15 protein-coding genes are annotated in these 17,611 nt (G+C 69.5%); 10 read left to right on the forward strand and 5 right to left on the reverse strand.

Going from position 1 to position 17,611, the window contains the following annotated elements; translation table 11 throughout:
- The 3 genes from ON19_RS29485 to ON19_RS29495 form a co-directional block, all read left to right on the forward strand.
- Positions 1-1,050: acyl-CoA dehydrogenase family protein (locus ON19_RS29485; RefSeq protein ID WP_043700016.1), on the forward strand; the 1,050-nt coding region annotated here is incomplete at its 5' end.
- A 194-nt stretch (positions 1,051-1,244) separates the two neighbouring features.
- Positions 1,245-1,997, forward strand: a complete 753-nt coding sequence (locus tag ON19_RS29490) for a helix-turn-helix domain-containing protein (protein WP_051169416.1) — start codon at positions 1,245-1,247, stop codon at positions 1,995-1,997.
- A gap of 68 nt (positions 1,998-2,065) precedes the next feature.
- Positions 2,066-3,151 (forward strand): glycoside hydrolase family 183 protein, encoded by a 1,086-nt coding sequence (locus ON19_RS29495; RefSeq protein WP_043700018.1) that lies wholly within the window; start codon positions 2,066-2,068, stop codon positions 3,149-3,151.
- A 35-nt stretch (positions 3,152-3,186) separates the two neighbouring features.
- Here the strand turns inward: ON19_RS29495 and ON19_RS29500 are convergent, their stop codons facing one another.
- Positions 3,187-5,085 carry a VanW family protein gene (locus ON19_RS29500; RefSeq protein ID WP_043700020.1) on the reverse strand — a complete coding sequence of 633 codons (1,899 nt, stop codon included), beginning with the start codon at positions 5,083-5,085 and terminating at the stop codon, positions 3,187-3,189.
- A 316-nt stretch (positions 5,086-5,401) separates the two neighbouring features.
- Between ON19_RS29500 and gnd the strand changes: the two genes are divergently transcribed.
- Positions 5,402-6,430, forward strand: coding sequence for a phosphogluconate dehydrogenase (NAD(+)-dependent, decarboxylating) (gene gnd, locus ON19_RS29505; RefSeq protein ID WP_043700045.1), 1,029 nt, complete (start codon positions 5,402-5,404; stop codon positions 6,428-6,430).
- A 66-nt stretch (positions 6,431-6,496) separates the two neighbouring features.
- Here gnd and ON19_RS29510 read toward each other — a convergent pair whose 3' ends face one another.
- On the reverse strand, positions 6,497-7,819 hold the full coding sequence (locus ON19_RS29510; RefSeq protein ID WP_043700023.1) for an acetyl-CoA C-acetyltransferase: 1,323 nt from the start codon (positions 7,817-7,819) through the stop codon (positions 6,497-6,499).
- A 207-nt stretch (positions 7,820-8,026) separates the two neighbouring features.
- Here ON19_RS29510 and ON19_RS29515 point away from each other — a divergent pair, with 207 nt between their 5' ends.
- Together ON19_RS29515 and ON19_RS29520 are read left to right on the forward strand one after the other, a co-directional pair.
- A complete protein-coding gene (locus ON19_RS29515; RefSeq protein WP_043700026.1) occupies positions 8,027-9,385 on the forward strand; it encodes a 3-oxoacyl-ACP reductase in 1,359 nt (452 codons plus the stop codon).
- A complete protein-coding gene (locus tag ON19_RS29520) occupies positions 9,385-10,272 on the forward strand; it encodes a MaoC family dehydratase (RefSeq protein ID WP_051169417.1) in 888 nt (295 codons plus the stop codon). The genes ON19_RS29515 and ON19_RS29520 overlap by 1 nt, the downstream gene beginning before the upstream one ends.
- Positions 10,273-10,348: 76 nt before the next feature.
- On the opposite strand, the gene ON19_RS29525 is transcribed toward ON19_RS29520, so the two are convergent.
- The 3 genes from ON19_RS29525 to ON19_RS29535 form a co-directional block, all read right to left on the reverse strand.
- Entirely contained in the window at positions 10,349-11,614 is a 1,266-nt protein-coding gene (locus ON19_RS29525; protein WP_043700029.1) for a DUF5685 family protein, read from the reverse strand.
- 112 nt (positions 11,615-11,726) lie between these two features.
- Positions 11,727-12,326: a TetR/AcrR family transcriptional regulator gene (locus tag ON19_RS29530; protein WP_043700032.1), complete on the reverse strand. Its 600-nt coding sequence runs from the start codon at positions 12,324-12,326 to the stop codon at positions 11,727-11,729.
- Between the two features lie 99 nt (positions 12,327-12,425).
- Positions 12,426-13,592 (reverse strand): glycoside hydrolase family 3 N-terminal domain-containing protein, encoded by a 1,167-nt coding sequence (locus ON19_RS29535; protein ID WP_043700035.1) that lies wholly within the window; start codon positions 13,590-13,592, stop codon positions 12,426-12,428.
- Between the two features lie 248 nt (positions 13,593-13,840).
- On the opposite strand from ON19_RS29535, the gene ON19_RS29540 reads away from it, so the two are divergent.
- The 4 genes from ON19_RS29540 to ON19_RS29550 all read left to right on the forward strand — a co-directional run.
- Positions 13,841-14,299, forward strand: a complete 459-nt coding sequence (locus tag ON19_RS29540) for a universal stress protein (RefSeq protein WP_043700050.1) — start codon at positions 13,841-13,843, stop codon at positions 14,297-14,299.
- Positions 14,300-14,366: 67 nt separating this feature from the next.
- Positions 14,367-15,461: an isochorismate synthase gene (locus ON19_RS29545; RefSeq protein WP_043700038.1), complete on the forward strand. Its 1,095-nt coding sequence runs from the start codon at positions 14,367-14,369 to the stop codon at positions 15,459-15,461.
- Between the two features lie 182 nt (positions 15,462-15,643).
- Positions 15,644-15,814, forward strand: a complete 171-nt coding sequence (locus ON19_RS40780; protein WP_083899698.1) for a DUF2613 domain-containing protein — start codon at positions 15,644-15,646, stop codon at positions 15,812-15,814.
- 4 nt (positions 15,815-15,818) lie between these two features.
- On the forward strand, positions 15,819-17,611 hold a 1,793-nt coding region (locus ON19_RS29550), incomplete at its 3' end, for a DUF3367 domain-containing protein (RefSeq protein WP_438803649.1).

A 17,611-nucleotide genomic window follows, 5' to 3' on the forward strand; every position in this document is an offset into this window, starting at 1 on the left:
GTCTCGGCCACCTGCGAGGTCACCTTCGGCGGCCACGGCATCCCCGCCAAGGGCTGGCTGGTCGGCGAGGTGCACAACGGCATCGCGCAGATGTTCGACGTCATCGAGCACGCTCGCATGATGGTGGGCACCAAGGCCATCGCGACGCTGTCCACCGGTTACCTGAACGCGCGGGACTACGCCAAGGAGCGGGTCCAGGGCGCCGACCTGACCAAGATGACCGACAAGGCCGCGCCCCGCGTCACCATCACCCACCACCCGGACGTCCGTCGTTCGCTGGCCACCCAGAAGGCGTACGCTGAGGGCCTGCGCGCGGTGTACCTGTACACCGCCGCCCACCAGAACGCCGATGTGGCCCAGCATGTTTCCGGCGCGGACGCCGACTTGGCCGCGCGGGTCAACGATCTGCTGCTGCCGATCGTCAAGGGTGTCGGCTCCGAGCGCGCCTACCAGTACCTGACCGAGTCGTTGCAGACCCTGGGCGGTTCCGGCTTCCTGCAGGACTACCCGATCGAGCAGTACATCCGCGACGCGAAGATCGACTCGCTCTACGAGGGCACCACCGCCATCCAGGCGCAGGACTTCTTCTTCCGCAAGATCGCCCGTGACCGCGGCGTCGCGCTGGCGCACGTGGCCGGTCAGGTGCAGAAGTTCATCGACGCCGAGGCGGGCAACGGTCGCCTGAAGGCCGAGCGCAAGCTGCTGGCCACCGCGCTGGAGGACGTGCAGGCCATGGCCGCCACGCTCACCGGCCACCTGATGGGCGCCCAGGAGCAGCCGAGCGAGCTGTACAAGGTCGGCCTGGGTTCGGTGCGCTTCCTGCTCTCCGTCGGTGACCTGCTGATCGGCTGGCAGCTGCTGCGTCAGGCCGAGATCGCCATCTCGGCGCTGGACAACGGCGCGACCGGCGCCGACGAGGCGTTCTACAACGGCAAGATCGCGGTCGCGCAGTTCTTCGCGCGCAACGTCCTGCCGGAGTTGACCGCCACCCGCGCGGTGCTGTCCAACCTGGACAACGACATCATGGAGCTGGACGAAGCCGCGTTCTGACGCAGGCACAACTACATCGACAAAGGCGGCCCGGAGATCTTCTCCGGGCCGTCGTCGTCTAGATTTGTCGATTCGTGACGTTCGATCACCGCTCGACGCCGATCCTCTCCGGTAGATTGCGTGCTCCCGGGGGGCAGCAGGAACCTCCCGCTTCACACAGCTCGACACGAGAATTGTCGGCAGGGGTGCCCGAGGTGACGCGCAACGCAACTGGCATCGGCGCTTATCTGCGCGAACGACGCCTCGCCGCGGGGCTGACGCCCGCCCATCTCGCCCGGCGCGCCGATCTCACCGAGGCGATACTGGACCAGGTCGAGACCGGTGCGATGGCGCCGGATCACGCACTGCTGCAGCAGTTGTTCGACGCGCTCGAGGTGCCGATCTGGTACCGCAGGCACATCGTCGTGCTGAGCCTGCCGAGCTTCTGCACCGCCGCCTACGGACCCGGCCCCGCCGCGCCGACCCCGGACGACCGGGCCGATCTGCACAGCCTGCCCGACCCGGCCTGCTTTCAGCGGATGCCGACCCAGGATCTGGTGGACGCCAATTGCGCCTACGAACGCGTCTTTCCCGGGGCGGTCGCGCGGGCGAACGTGCTGGAGTGGATGTTTCTCGACGCGGCCGCCCGGCGGGTGATGGTGGATTGGGCCGTGGAGGCGCACCTGCTCGTCGATGCTTTCCGCATCCTGTCGCCGCTGGCTCCGCGTGAGCGCGTCGAGGAAATCGCCGAACGCTGCCGCCGTTCCCCTGATTGGGACCGCATGTGGACCACCGAAGTGCGCGCCGCGGACATCCCGCGCGGCAGGTTGCAGGTGCGCGACCTGCGCACGGGCCGGGTCCGCTCGATGAGCATGCGCGTCTACAGTCCTGAGCTCCCGGAACGCCCGTGGTGGCTCTACCGGCTGGTGACGATCGGCGGAACGCGCGCAGCGCACGCGCCGATGTAGGCGACATCGCGGCGGCGAGCGGGCAGAATGACCGAGCAGACTGCGTCCCAGAGGAAGGGAATGTCCGGATGACTCGCTCGCTGTCCGCACTCGCCGGAGCCGGTACGCTCGCCGCGGTCCTCGCGCTGGGCGCGGCCGCGCCCGCCGGAGCCGACCCGAACAACGTCATACCGATCCCGGCGCTCAACGGGATTCACGGACTGCCCGACCTACCCGGACCGACCGAAGCCGTGTTCCAGGTGACCGGCATGGACAGCCCGAACCGCACCCAGTCCGTCAATGTGCTCGGCACCGATCTCGGCATCATGTGGGACGACGGCAACGGCCGCATGATCACCGCGTTCGGCGACAGCGCAGGCATCGGCGTCCCCAACCTCCTCGCGGGCAGCGTCTGGGCCTGGACCAGCAACGTGCTGTTCCGCAGCTCCTCGCACAACCCGGCCGAGGGCATCATCTTCGACGACGTGGTGCCGAACCCGTTGCCGAGCCCCAAGATTCCCGGCATCGAGATCAGCCTGATTCCCACGGCGGGCATCTCGGTGGGCGGCGTGCAGTACATGAGCATGATGTCGGTGCGCGAGTGGGGCGATCACGGCAAGTGGCACACCAACTTCTCCACTCTGGCCGCCTCCGGTGACGGCGGCACCACCTGGTCGCAGCTCACCCACACTCGTCGCGCCAACGTGGACGGTCACGAGAACTTCCAGCAGAACGCCTTCCTGAAGGCAGGCGGCTACATCTACCGCTACGGCACGCCCGCGGGCCGCGACAATCCCGGGTTCGTCTCCCGCGCGAAAGAATCCGATATCGCGAACATCGACGCCTACGAATACTGGGACGGCAAGGAGTGGAAGCCCACCGACGCCAAGACCGCGACCCCGATCGTCGGCGGCGTGGCCGAACTCTCGGTGATGTGGAACGAATATCTGGGCCAGTACGTCATGCTGACCACCGACCCGGCCAACAGCGTCGTCCTGCGCACCGCACCCGCCCCTGAAGGGCCGTGGAGCGAGCCCCGCGTCCTCATCGACGCCCGCTCCCTGCCCACCGCGTACGCGCCGATGATCTTCCCCTACCAAACCGGCGGGGATCTCTACTTCCTGGTCACCCAGCACACCCAGTACAACGTGCTGCTGATGCGAACACCGTTGTGAGCTCGCTCGACCGGTGAGGCCCGCTCAGCAGCTCCCTATTCGCATTTCACGACGGGAATAGGGTCGTACTTCACCGTGCGCGTCGCGCGGGAGACTTCGCGGCCCGTCTTGCGATCGGTGATGACACGGGTGTCGGAGATCGTGAAGCCGGGGGCGCCCTCGGAGGCGATGCAGTCCTTGCCCTTGGGCAGGGTGATGGTGTTGGGTTCGGTCGGTTTGGTCTTCTCGCCGGTGATGGATTCGACGTCGACCGTCTTGGTGCCCCACAGGCGGACGGTGATTTCGGAGTCGGTCGCGAAGGTCTCGATGTAGACACCGGTTTGTCCGTTGTTACGGAATTTCAGATCGATCGCTCCGTCGAAGACGGTGGCTTCCCGGGCGGCGGGGTAGCGGGAGATGTAGTAGCTGTGCTCGGTGTGCCCCGCGTCCTCGAGGCCGGCGAAATACGCCGCGTTGTAGAGCGTGGTGGCGAACTGGCTGATACCACCGCCCACGGCGGTGCTGGGACGGCCGTGGTCGATGATGCCGGACTCGACATATCCCTCGGCGGTACCGCGCGGACCGGTGAAATCGTTGAGCGAGAACGTCTCTCCCGGCTTCACGACCGCGCCGTTGACCTTCCTGGCCACGGTGCGGATGTTGACGCCGGAAGGGCCACTGAAACCGCTGGTGGTGAACGATCCGACGGTCTCGATCACACCGAGACCCTGCGCGGCCTCGGTGGTCAGTTTCGGCTCGATCCGCTCGTAGACCACCTGCGCGGTCCGCTCGCCCGGTGCCGCCAGCAGCGCGGTGAACTGCTCGAAGGTCTTCGGCCAGTTGATCTTGTCACCGACCACGGCGGGGACGACCGACGGCTTGCCGCCCGAGACCGCGAACGTCGCGTCCTTCGGCTCGACTTCCGTGGTGGCCAGTTGCGGCGCGAGCAGACCGATCGCGGCGTCCTGATTCACCGACATGGCCAGACCGCCCTGCCCGTCCGGCGCGAAGGTCAGCACGGAGGCGATCTGCTCGGGATCGAGCCTGCCCGCGCCGCCCTTGCCCGCGAACGAGATCGGCGCCCGCACGGCGGGCTGGGCGATCTCGCGCAGCGCCGTGTCGACGGCTTCCGGACGCACGCGCAACGGCGCGGGAACGACGGGAAGATCCACCGTCGTACCGGTGATCCAGCGGTCGGCCAACGCGGTTCGCGCGGCGGCGGCGTCGAGCACTCGTCCCGGAACCGGCGGCACCGCGACGGGGCTGGCCTTGTCGAAGGTGATGGTGCCCTCCACCGAGGGGCGATCGTGCACCCGCAGCTCGGACAGCTGACGATCCAGCACCGGCTCGTCGATCGCGCTGACGATCGCCACGTCGCGCGTGGTGAAGAAGGAGGCGAGCCGGGTGAACGGGTTGAGCGGCTGGGAGCCGATTCGCGACCAGGTGGCGTCCCAGTCCACCGACAACCCGGCGGCGCTCGGCACGATGCTGGTCTGCACGTCGCCGATGTGCACCGGCAGTTCCCGGCCTGCCCTCGGGTCGAGTTCGGCGCGCAGGCGGGCGTCGGCGGCCGAGGTGTCCATGCCGCCCACGTCGACGCCCGCGACGACGGTGCCGCGCGGCACCTCACCGGAGGAGAGCGCCCAGTCCACCGCGTATCCGAGACCGACGACCGCCAGCACCGCGCCGACCGCGATACCCGCACGGCGCACGACGGCGCCGTCCAGGCGCTTCGGCGGTGGGGTCGAGATCGGGCGACGCGCGGGCGCACGGCGGGGTGCGGGTGGCGCGGGCCTGCGTCGGGTAGTTTGCAGGGGCTGCGTGAGCTGCGCGTCGTCGCTCCATGCGACCGACCGGTCCGATTCCTGGGGGCGCTCCGCCCCGAGGAGCTGGCGCCATCCGACTTCGCCACCAGGTTGTGGGCCGCGTCCTCCGGTGCTCGGCTGGCTCGTCACGAACCCGTCCTCCCCGTTCGATTGAGTTGTGGACCCGCACGATGCGAGTCCCCACCAACGATAGTGGTCCTTACCGACAGCGGTCGGCACAGCTCGGGCGTAGAGCAAATCCCGCGCAAAGAACCGGGTACACCACACAAAGAGGCCCGCGCAGTTGCCGGGTCGGGGGTCTGGCAACTACGCGGAGCCGACCTGTTTATCGGCCTATGGGCAGCCGTGTTACACGCGCACGGCGAACCGTGACCGATCCCACGCGGGAGAATCGAGAAGGACCACCCCGCCGCAAGACTTCGCATACACGAGGGAGATGGATGGCATGCAGCTGGGAATGATCGGCCTCGGCCGGATGGGCGCCAACATCGTGCGCCGCATCGTCGAGGACGGGCACACCGCCGTCGGATACGAACGTCGCACTTCCCACATCGATGAGCTCCGCGCGGAGCTCGAAGACGGCTTCCGTGGCACCACCGACCTCACCGAGTTCGTGGGCATGCTGGAGACGCCGCGCGTGGTGTGGGTGATGATCCCGGCCGGCGCGACCGGGGCGGTGATCGAGCAGGTCGCCGAACTGCTCGAGCCGGGCGACATCGTGATCGACGGCGGCAACAGCCGCTACCACGAGGACCTGGCACGCGCCGAGCGGCTGAAGCCCAAGGGCATCCACTATGTGGACATCGGCACCTCGGGCGGCGTGTTCGGCCTGACCCGCGGCTTCTGCCTGATGATCGGCGGCGAGACCGAGCCGGTGAAGTACCTGGACCCGCTGCTGAAGTCGATCGCGCCGGGGCTCGCGGCCGCGGAGCGGACACCGGGACGCACCGGCGAACCGTCCACCGCCGAACTGGGCTATCTGCACTGCGGACCGGTCGGCGCGGGCCATTTCGTGAAAATGGTGCACAACGGCATCGAGTACGGAGCGATGGCCGCCTACGCCGAAGGGCTGAACATCCTGCACCGGGCCAACTACGGGGCCGAGCACGCGGGCGAGTTCTCCGCCGAGGAGACACCGCTCGAGCACCCCGAGTACTACCAGTACGACCTCGACCTGCCCGAGATCACGGAGGTGTGGCGACGCGGTTCGGTGGTGGCTTCCTGGCTGCTCGACCTCACCGCCGCGGCGCTGCACGCCGACCCGAACCTGGACTCCTACAGCGGCCGGGTGTCCGATTCCGGCGAGGGCCGCTGGACGATCGATGCCGCCATCGACACCGGCGTGCCCGTACCCGTCCTGGCGTCCGCCCTGTTCGCGCGGTTCTCCTCACGAGGCGATTCCCTATACGCGGACAAACTGCTCTCCGCGATGCGCAAAGCTTTCGGCGGACATCTGGAGCTGCCGGGCAAATAAGCGCGAAGGTGGTCCGACCGAGAATCTCGATCGGACCACCTTCGAACCGTGCGACTACCTCAGCCGTCAGCGCTCCAGGATGGCGACGACGCCCTGGCCGCCCGCCGCGCAGATGGAGATGAGCGCGCGGCCGGAGCCCTTTTCGGCCAGCAGCTTCGCCGTGGAGGCGACGATGCGGCCGCCGGTCGCGGCGAAGGGGTGGCCCGCGGCCAGCGACGAGCCGTTGACGTTGAGCTTGCTGCGATCGATCGAGCCGAGCGCGCCGTCGAGGCCGAGGCGCTCCTTGCAGTACGCGTCGGACTCCCACGCGGACAGGGTGGCCAGCACCACCGAGGCGAAGGCCTCGTGGATCTCGTAGTAATCGAAGTCCTGCAGCGTCAGGCCGTTGCGGGCGAGCAGGCGCGGCACCGCGTAGGTCGGCGCCATCAACAGGCCGTCGGGGCCGTGGATGTAGTCGACCGCCGCGACTTCGCTGTCGACCAGGTGGGCCAGCACCGGCAGCTTGCGCTCGGCGGCCCACTCCTCGCTGGACAGCAGCACCGTGGAAGCGCCGTCGGTGAGCGGGGTGGAGTTGCCCGCGGTCATGGTGGCGTCGCCCGCCTTGACTCCGAAGACCGGCTTCAGGGTGGCCAGCTTCTCGACGGAGGAGTTCGGCCGCAGATTGTCGTCGCGGGTGAGGCCGAGGAACGGGGTGATCAGGTCGTCGAAGAAACCGCGGTCGTAGGCGGCCGCCATGTTCCTGTGCGACAGGTAGGCCAGCTCGTCCTGCGCCTCCCGGGCGACGGCGAATTCCTTGGCGGTGATGGCGGCGTGCTCACCCATGGACAAACCGGTGCGGGGCTCGGCGTTACGCGGGATCTCGATGCCGAGCATGCTCGGGCGCAGCTGGCCGACCAGCTTGAGGCGCTGGGAGTTGGTCTTGGCACGGTTGGCGTCGAGCATCCACTCGCGCATGCCCTCGCTGACGCCGATCGGGGCGTCCGAGGTGGTGTCGGTGCCGCCGCCGACGCCGGCCTCGATGCGGCCCGCGGCGATCGCGTCACCGACGGTGACGATCGCCTGGAGCCCGGTACCGCAGGCCAGCTGCAGGTCGTGCGCGGGGGTGTAGGGGCTGAGCTTGCTGCCGAGCACGCTCTCCCGGATCAGGCCGTGCTCGCCGACCCGCTTCAGCACGGCGCCGCCGACGACCATGCCGAGCCGCTCGCCCTGCAGGCCGAAACGGCTGACCAGACCGTCCAGCGCGGAGGTGAACATGTCCTGGTTGGAGGCGTGCGCGTACGCCTTGTCCGAGCGAGCGAACGGAATCCGGTTACCGCCAACGATCGCGACCGGACGGGTGGTCTTACCGGTCTTGGCGCTGCTTTTCGCCGAACGGGCTTTGCTAGTCACTCGAGTCTCCAAGGTCTCGTGGATGGATGCCCCGGCGGCCCGGTCCGGCGCGGAAATTCCACGCTGATCGGCGCCCCGTCGCGGTTGTTTACTTTAAACTTACTCTGGAGTAAGTTTAATGTCGACACATACCCCCGCAAAAGTGCCGACAGACCACGCCGGGGCGACCCCAGACCCGAGAGACAGAACTCAGAAAAGGTAGGAATAGTGGCAGCCAGCAAGAGCAAGGGTGCTCCCAACCTCTATGGATCGTTCGTACACTCCGCACCTGGCGCGTTCCTGGCCAGCAAGCTCGGCCTTCCGAAGCCGGAGACACTGCGCCGCTACGTCAAGGGCGAGCCGCCGCTGTCCGGTCCGGTGCTGATCGGCGGTAAGGGCCGGGTCGCCGAGCCGGTGCGCGCCCTGCTGTCGGACTACACCTTCGCCGACGCGCCGAGCCAGGGCGCCAAGTACGGCGCCCTGGTGTTCGACGCCACCGGCATCGGCACCATCGAGGACCTCTCACAGCTGTTCGAGTTCTTCCAGCCCGCCCTGCGCAGCCTCACCCCGTCCGGACGCATCGTGGTCATCGGCACCACGCCGGAGCTGGCGGGCGGCGTGGACGAGCAGATCGCGCAGCGCGCGCTGGAGGGCTTCACCCGCTCGGTGGCCAAGGAACTGCTGCGCGGCTCGACCGCTCAGCTGGTCTACCTGCATCCGGAGGCCTCGGCCACGGCCACCGGCCTGGAGTCCACCCTGCGCTTCCTGCTCTCGGCCAAGTCGGCGTTCGTCGACGGCCAGGTGATCCGGGTCGGCAAGGACGACGCGAGCGCACCCGCCGACTGGGACCGCCCGCTGGACGGCAAGGTCGCGGTGGTCACCGGCGCGGCGCGCGGCATCGGCGCGACCATCGCCGAGGTGTTCGCCCGCGACGGCGCCCAGGTGATCGTGGCCGACATCCCGGCGGCGGGCGAGGCGCTGTCGCAGACCGCGAACAAGGTGGGGGGCACCGCCCTCGCGCTCGACGTGACCGCGCCCGACGCGGCGGAGAAGCTGGCGGAGTTCGCCACCGAGCGTTTCGGCGGCATCGACATCATCGTGCACAACGCGGGCATCACCCGCGACAAGCTGCTGGCGAACATGGACGAGGGCCGCTGGAACGCGGTCATCAACGTCAATCTCGCAGCGCCGCACCGGATCACCGAGGGCCTGGTGGCCAGGGGGGCGCTGAAGGAGGGCGGTCGCGTGATCGACGTGTCCTCGATCGCGGGCATCGCGGGCAACCGCGGCCAGACCAACTACGGCGCGTCCAAGGCGGGCGTCATCGGCATGGTGAACGCCGAGGCGCCGAAGCTGGCGGAGAAGAACATCACCATCAACGCCGTCGCTCCCGGTTTCATCGAGACCGCGATGACCGCCGCGATCCCGCTGGCCACCCGGGAAGCGGGCCGGCTGATGAGTTCGCTGCTGCAGGGCGGCCAGACCGTCGACGTCGCCGAGACCATCGCCTACTTCGCGAGCCCGGCCTCGAACGCGGTGACCGGCAACGTCGTGCGGGTCTGCGGGCAGAGCCTGATCGGAGCATGATGACGCAGGCTCCAGCAGGCCGGGAGAAGACGCAGGTGATCACCCTCACCGAACCGCCGAAGAACAGTCGCCTGTTCGCCAAGGCCGCGCTCGGCGCGGTGCCGCTGCTGTCGGCGCGCAAGCCGACGCTGCCGGACCGGGCCGTTCGGCTCGACGGCCTGCGGGTGGATCCGGATCACCTGGCCGCCTACTGCCGGGCGACCGGCTTGCGGTTCGGTGACGCGCTGCCGCTGACCTATCCGTTCATCCTCACCTTCCCGCTGGCCATGCAGCTGGTGGTGGCGCGGGACTTCCCGTTCGTCGCGGTGGGAGCGGTGCACGCGCAGAACGTCATCGAGCGCACCCGGGACATCTCGGTGAGCGAGCCGCTGGACATCCGCACACACATCGAGAATCTGCGCGAGCACCCGAAGGGCTTGCTCGTGGACGCGATCAGCGATGTGAAGGTGGGCCGGGAGCTGGTGTGGCACCAGGTCACCACGTTCCTGCACCAGCAGCGCACCTCGCTGTCGGGCGGGCCGAAGCAGGAACCGAAGCCGGACGAGGTTCCGCCGCCGCCGCTGCGCACCCTGCGGGTGGATCAGAAGACGATCACCCGCTACGCCGCCGCGTCCGGTGACCACAACCCGATCCACACTTCGGCGTTGGGCGCCAAGGCGTTCGGCTTCCCGCGGTCGATCGCCCACGGCATGTGGTCGGCGGCGACCGTTCTCGGCGCCGTCGAGGGGCGCATTCCGGAGCAGACCACGTACTCGGTCAAGTTCGGTAAGCCGATTCTGCTGCCTTCCGCCGTCAACCTGTATGCCGACCAGGTCGAAGGCGGTTGGGATCTGGCGCTGCTCCACCCGAAGAAGGGGTACCCGCATCTGACGGCGACCCTGCGCTGAGCACTCCGAAGCCGCATCCCGATTCCCGCCGAATCGGGGTGCGGCTTCGCGCATTCAGCGAGCTTCTCCGGGCCGGTCAGCAGTCGCAGCTACAGCAGCCGCAATCGCCGCAATTGCAGCAGCCGCAATCGCATCCGCCGCAATCGCTGCAGTCGCAATTCTTGACCCAGGCGTCTTTGCGTTCGCCGGTGCACGGTTGCGTGTGGTCGGCGCAGCACGCGTAGCCGGTGCAGTAGCCGCCCAAGATGAGCGCGAGGGATTCACCGATGCCCGGGCGGCGCGTCGGCGGACGGTGCCCGGTTCCGCGCCGGTGGGCGCGGACTTCGGCGCGCGGCGATCCTTCGGTTTCGGGCGACGCCGAGCACGTGTGGGCGGCGAAGGTGCCGAGTCCGCCGCCGACCCGCCGCAGCACCGCCGTCAGCGGGTCGAGCAGCATCCAGCGGACGGTGGGCACCCGGCTCAGCCCGGCCTGCGCGACGGCCGCGCGCAGGCGCGAATTCGATTGCCGCAGCAGGTCATAGGCCTCGGGCACGGTGGTGCCGGTGGCCGCGAGCGGGTTGAAGCGGCCGTGGGTGGCGTCGTCGTCGTAGTCGGCGACGGCGTCGGCCAGATGGGCGATCCGGCCGAACTGCCATCCGGCCGCACGCAACGCCTCGATATTGTCCGGGCGCTCGGCCAGCACGGCGGTGTGCGCGAAGAAGGCCGACGCGCACAACTGAGTCGGGGCGGTCAACCGGTCCAGCGGGTCCGCCGAAGGCGCCATCGCCGAGCGCCAATGCGGCGAAGAGGCAAGCGGTTGCGGCACGTATCCGGCCGATCGCGCCACCGCATCGCGCGAACCGGCAACGGCGACGAGCTCTTGCGCCTCCTGCTCCAGTCGCACCTGCGCGTCGAGCGCCGCGACGAGCGGGTCGACGTCGAGACCGATCCGCGCCGCGCCCGCGCGGGCCTCCCGGCCCCATCGCGCCGCGGCTTTCGCCAGCGGCCTGCGCGCCGGCCCGGCCACGTCGCCGTCGTCCACGTGGTCGCGAATCTTGGCCGCCGCCAACAACAGCGAGGCGGTGGTGGCGAGCTGAACGCCGGGCGAGCCGGCGGTGACCACCGACGCGCGGCGCATCCCGCGCAGCGGACACGGCGCAGCGGTGACGCGTGCGGCCGAACCGGACTGCGCCTCGGTGAGCATGCTCAGCACCAGCGCGTCCTTGTTGGTGGTGGCGCGAGCGAGCTGACCGTGCCCGTCTCGCAGCCCGAGACACAAACCGCACAGATGCGCCTGCCACTCGGCCGCATCGATTCCATACTTCTGAGCGCCGTGCGCACACGGCCTGAGCAACCCGAACACTTCCGCCCCGTTTCTCCCCGGCTCGATTCGAATGAGCCGGTCCGCGTTGTGCGAACTCACGCACTGTGGCAAAAGGGCGCCGCGGAAGCAACCGGGATGGGCAAAAGGCGGGTTACTCGGTTTTCTTCCGGCCCGCGAGACCGCGCCAGGCCAAGTCGTCGAGCAGATCGACGGCCTCGGCGACCTCGATCCGGCCACTGGCCAGCCGGTCGGCGATGGCCTCGCCCGCACCGATCACGGCGACCGCGACGACGTCGAAGTTCGTTCCCGGCTCGGCGTGCTTGGCGCTGGACTCCAGCAGTTTGGCGGTCAGCTCGATGACACGTTCGCGCGCGTTCTCGATCTCCGAGGCGAACGCCTGCTGGCCGATGGCCTGCCGGTAGAGCACCTGCCAGGAGTGCCGGTTGCGGTCGACGAAGCCGAGGAAGCCCTCCAGCGCGGTACGTACCTGCTCGTGCGGCGTCAGCAGGGGGTTTCCCGCGGGCGCGACGGATTCGATGAACCGCATCCCCTCCCGCTGGATGCACGCGCGGAACAATTCGTCCTTGGAGCCGTAGTACAGATACAGCATCGGCTTGGAGATCTTCGCCTCGGCGGCGATCGCGTCCATCGACGTGTCGTGGAAGCCTTTACGCGAGAAGACCTCCACGGCGGCGTCGAGCATCTGCTGCTCGCGTACCGCCCGCGGAAGCCGCTTCGTACCGCCCGCCATCAACACTCCTACCACAGGTGAATCTCATATATTACTCCAAGGTAAGTTCCGGCGGTCCGATTTGCTCACCAGTCGCCCGACTCGGCCGTGCGGCCCGCCTCAGCAGCGCGGTAGCGCACCCTTGTACGCGGCCACGCGCAACACCGAGGCATCCACCTGCGCCATCGGCAGTCGTCCGCTCGACACCGCCTGCTCCAGCCGGTCGAGCACCTGCGGCACCGCGTCGGTGGTGATCCACAGGGCATTGTCCGCCCCCGCGACCAGCGCGGCCTCGACGGCCTCCGCGATCGACATCCGGCTGGTGATCGCCGCCATGCCGCCGAGATCGTCGGTGAAGATCGGGCCATGGAACGGCGCGGCGCCGTAGCCGCTGCCCTCCCGCAGCAACCGCATCGCCTCCGGGCTGATGCTCGCCGGGACGTTCGGGGTGGTCAGTCCGGGCACATCCAGGTGGCCGACCATCACGGCCGCGCCCGAGCCGATCAGGTTCCGGAACGGCACCAGGTCCACTTGCTGCAACTGCTCGAGCGGCGGGGTGCGCACCTCCCCGGTGTGCGAGTCGCCCGACCCGGAGCCATGGCCGGGGAAGTGCTTCATCACCGTGCCGAGACCGACCTCGCGCATGGCGCGGATGTAGGCGTCCGCGTAGCGGGTGACCGTCTCCGGATCGTCGGAGAAGGAGCGGTCGCCGATCACCGAGTCGTCCGGCTGGGAGCTGACGTCGATGTCGGGGGCGAAATCCACCGTCACGCCGAGATCCTTCAGGGCACGGCCTCGGACGAGCGTCGCGCTGTAGAACTGCTCGGGACTCATGGTCTGCGCCGTCTCCCGCGCCGATGGAGCCGCGCCGATCAGGTCGCGCACCCGCGAGACGCGGCCGCCCTCCTCGTCGATGGTCACCATCAGGGGCACCTTGGCGGCCTGCTGAACCTGCGTGATCTGTCCGGAGGCGAGCAGCGCCTGGTCGGTCCATCCGCCCACGAAGATGCCGCCGATCTGCTCGTCGCGCACCACGCTCGTGGCGTCGGCGGCGCCGGTGACGCCGACCGTCAGCAGCTGGGCGAGCTTCGCGCGGGTGGTGAACTGCGCGAGATACCCTGCGTTGCAGTCCGGCGGCGCCGAACCGGTGGCCGGAATCGCGGCGGTGGTCGCTTCCCCCGTCGTGGTGGTGGGACTCGACGAGGCCGACTCGGTGGAGCCGCCGTTCGAGCAGGCGGTCGCGACGGCGGCGAGAACGGCGAGGACGAGCAGAGGCGTCTTCCGCATAGAGGTCAACCGTACTCGCCGCGACCTGCGCGACCGCAGCCGCTACGTGGCTACCGGGCGGGTAACTCACAGCCGGATCGGACGCGCCGCTGCACCCGTGCGGCCGAACCAGCGGTGGCGCGGGTCGGACACGCTTGGATTTGCGCAGGTCATACCCGGAAACAAGCCGGTTGGAGCGGGCCCGAGCGGGGTAATCTCGAGGTGTCGCCGTGCGTCTCCCCCAGGAGGTCATCGTGCCTTGCGATTCGATGCTCATCGCCTACGACGGCTCCGAGAACGCCAAACGTGCCGTCGAATACGCCGGGCGCTTCCTCAGCGCGAATCGAGCCGTCGTGCTGACCGCGTGGGAACCCATGGTGCGTCAAGCCGCTCGCCTGTCGGGGCTGTCGGGCGTCATGCAACCGGAATGGGTGCCCGACGACGAGATCGAGGACATCGCCTACGTCGACGCGCGCGCCACCAACGCCGAGGGAGTGCGGCTGGCCGAGCTGGCGGGCCTGCACGCCGAGGCGCGCACCGCCGAATGCACCACCACCATCTGGAACGCCATCGTCGATTGCGCCGACGAACTGGACGTCGACATCATCGTCGCGGGCACCCGTGGCGCCACCGGGCTGCGCGCGCTCCTGCACAGCAGCGTCGCCGACGCCGTCCTCAAGCATTGCCACCGCCCGGTCCTGCTCGTCCCACCCGGCAAGAGCTCCTGACCGCGCCGGTGTGAGATCTGGATCGCTCCCGCGCTGCGGGGCGCTGTGGCGGAGTTAGGTTGGGGTCATGGATGGGTTCCTGCTTGCTCGGGCCGACGGGGTTGTTCGGGGTCATGGGAGCCGGGTCCGCTTCGACGACGCGCGACGAGCGGGGGCCGCGCTGCGTGAGGGCCGCGCGGAACTGATCGTCGGTGCGCTGCCCTTCGACCCGCGCGAGCCCGCCGCACTGTGCGTGCCCGAGCGCGCCGAGCACACCGCCGGTCCATGGCGGCCCGCCGCACTGCCCGACCTGCCCGCGGTGCGCGTGGTGACCGAGATACCGAGTCCGGCGGAGCATGTGGCGCGGGTGACGAAGCTGGTCGAGCAGCTCAACGATCCCGCGCAGCCGCTGCGCAAGGTGGTCGCGGCGCGTGCGGTGCTGGCCGAGGCGCGGTCCGCGCTCGATCCGGAGGTCGTGGCCGGTCACCTGCTGACCAGGCATCCGCACGCGAACGTGTTCGCCGTAGACCTCACAGCCGCCGGACGCGCCGGTGCGACCCTGGTGGGCGCGTCGCCGGAGGTACTGGTCGACCGGCAGGGCGAGATCGTGACGCTGCGACCGCTGGCGGGAACCCTGCCGCGCCTGGCCGACCCGGACGCCGATGCCGCCCAAGCCCGAGAACTGCTGGCCAGCACCAAGAATCGCGCCGAGCACGCGTTCGTCATCGACTGGATCCGGGAACGCCTCGAGCCGGTGTGCGCGCAGCTGTCGATTCCCGCGAGCCCGGAGCTGATCAGCACCCACGAGGTGTGGCACCTGGCCACGCCGATCCGGGGCCGCCTGCGCGACACCACGGTCACCGCGCTCGACTTGGCGCTGCTGCTGCATCCCACCCCCGCGGTCTGCGGCACCCCCACCGATCTGGCACTGGACACCATCGCGCACGTCGAGGACGACCGCGGGTTCTACGGCGGCGCTGTCGGCTGGTGCGATGCCGACGGCGACGGCGCCTGGGTGGTCGCGATCCGGTGCGCGGAACTCGCGGCCGACGGTCGTACCGTGCGGGCGTACGCGGGCGGCGGTATCGTCGCGGCCTCCGACCCGCAGGCCGAACTGGACGAGACCACCGCGAAGCTGCGCACCCTGCTCGGTGCGCTGCACTGCGCTCTTCCGCCGCGCTGACGCTCCCGATCCGGCCCGTCTCGAGCATCGCGTCGAGTGGTCGCGGAGCCGGCCGGTGCGTGCTCGCGGGCGACCCGCCGGAGAAAGTCGGCGGGGATTCCATGGCCTGAACGCATACAAATACCGGACGTCCTGCTAGGTTGACCGGGAACGTGCCTGCATCGACGTATTGGAGTGCCGCGATGAAGTTTGCTGTCCCTGGTGTTGCGAGTGCCGTCGCGGGCGCCGTACTGGGTGTGCTCGGTGTCTTCCTCATCACCATGGCGATCCAGCAGAACTCGCGCCCGGAAATCGACCGCAGCGGCGACAAGGACTCCTCGCTGCTGAACAACGTTGAGTACGGCAGCCGCTGACCCGCTGACCTCCGCTTCACCCGCCGACTCGCTCGGATACCCAACGGCGCCGGGGCAGAGCAGCACCGCGCCGCTGGGCAGACGCTGGTTCGCCGCGACGGTAGTCGTGGCGTTCCTGCTGACCTTCGCGCAGGCGCCCGGACTCACGGTCGCCGACACGAAGTACGACCTGGCGCAGAATCCGCTCGGCTTTCTCGAACGCGCGAGCCATCTGTGGAGCAGCCAGGCGCCGATGGGCCAGGTGCAGAACCAGGCCTACGGATACTTCTTCCCGCACGGCGCGTTCTTCTCGCTCGGCCATGTGCTGGACGTGCCCGCCTGGGTGACGCAGCGGATCTGGTGGGCGCTGCTGCTGCTCGCCGGATTCTGGGGGATCGTCCGCCTGTGCGAGGCGCTCGGCATCGGCACGCGCGGGTCACGCGTCGTCGCCGCGCTCGCGTTCGCGCTCTCGCCGCGCGTACTGACCACCGTCGGATCGATCTCCTCCGAGACGCTGCCGATGATGCTCGCGCCGTGGGTGCTGCTCGCGCCCGCCGCGCTCGGCGTCGCGCAGCGTAACCGGCGACGGAGCGCGGCCGCCTCGCCCGCGGTGAGCGCGCTGGCGCTGGCCCTGATGGGCTCGGTCAACGCGGTCGCCACGGTGGCCGCCTTCCTGCCCGCGCTGCTGTGGTGGATCTCCTACCGGCCGAACCGGCTCTGGTGGCGTTTCACGGCAGCGTGGATTCCGCTGCTGATGCTGGCCACGCTCTGGTGGGTGGTGCCGCTGCTGCTGCTCGGCAAAGTGAGCCCACCGTTCCTGGACTACATCGAGTCCTCGGGCGTGACGACGCAGTGGGCCTCGCTCGGCGAAGTGCTGCGCGGCACCGACAGCTGGACGCCGTTCGTCTCGCCGGAACGCATCGCGGGCGCGGTGCTGGTGACCCAGCCTGCGGCGGTCCTCGCGACGGGCCTGGTCGCGGCGGCAGGCATGGCGGGCCTGGCGCTGCGGTCCATGCCGTACCGGGGGAGGCTGGTCCTGATCCTGTGTGTCGGGCTGGTCGGCATCTGCGCGGGGTTCGTAGGTGAGCTGGGCGGGCCGTTCGCGGAGTCGGTGCGCGTCTTCCTGGACTCCGGCGGCGCCCCGCTGCGCAACGTGCACAAGCTGGAGCCGCTGATCCGCATACCCCTCGTGCTCGGCCTGGCTCAACTGCTCGCCCGGGTCCCGCTGCCCGCTTCCGCCGCGCTGCCGGTCTGGCGTGGCGCGTTCGCGCACCCGGAACGGGACCGCGCGGTCGCGGTCGCGGCGCTGATCCTCACCGCGCTGGCGCTGTCCACCTCGCTGGCCTGGACCGGGAAGCTCGCGCCGCGCGGCGCCTACGATCGCGTGCCCGAATACTGGCAGCAGACCGCGGACTGGCTGAAGGACAATGCCGCCGACACGCGCGCCTTGGTGGTGCCCGGCGCGCCCTTCGGCAGCCAGGTCTGGGGACTCACGCGCGACGAACCGCTGCAAGCGCTGGCCGAAACCCCGTGGGCGATCCGGGACGCGGTGCCGCTGAACCCGCCCGGCACCATTCGCGCGATGGATTCGGTGCAGCGGCTCATCGCCGACGGCAGGCCCTCGGCAGGCCTGGCCGCGACGCTGACCGCCCAGGGCATCGGCGTCGTCGTCGTGCGCAACGACCTGGACCCGGAGACCTCCCGCTCGACCCGGCCGATGCTGGCCCACCAGGCGCTCGACTATTCGCCGGGCCTGCGCAAGGTGGCCGAGTTCGGCAATCCGATCGAATCGCTGGTGATCGCCGACGGCCTGGTGGC

Origin of the sequence: Nocardia abscessus NBRC 100374 (assembly GCF_000308455.1) — a bacterium.
Classification (GTDB): Bacteria; Actinomycetota; Actinomycetes; order Mycobacteriales; family Mycobacteriaceae; genus Nocardia; species Nocardia abscessus.